Source organism: Rhizobium ecuadorense (genome assembly GCF_001187535.1).
Taxonomy (GTDB): domain Bacteria; phylum Pseudomonadota; class Alphaproteobacteria; order Rhizobiales; family Rhizobiaceae; genus Rhizobium; species Rhizobium ecuadorense.
The window spans coordinates 1-233 of the sequence record NZ_LFIO01000343.1; the positions used below are offsets into that span (position 1 = coordinate 1).

1 protein-coding gene is annotated in these 233 nt (G+C 61.8%); it reads right to left on the reverse strand.

The features are described from left to right. On the reverse strand, window positions 1-233 hold a 233-nt coding region (locus tag AF337_RS07390; RefSeq protein ID WP_152970951.1), incomplete at both ends, for an ABC transporter substrate-binding protein.

Sequence of the window (233 nt, forward strand, 5' to 3'; positions counted from 1 at the left end):
CCACGTCGACACCCTGCTCCTTCAGCTGGCGGATCAGCGGGCCGCCTTCGGGAATGAGACCGCCGAAGTAGACGGCATTGGCGCCGGAGCTCTTGATCTTGGTGACGAGCGCGTTGAAGTCACGTTCGCCACGGGTCAGGCCTTCGTACATCACAGGCTTGATTCCGCGCGCTTCGATCGTCTTCTTGACGGCGTCCACCAGGCCCTGGCCATAGGTGTCCTTGTCATGGATG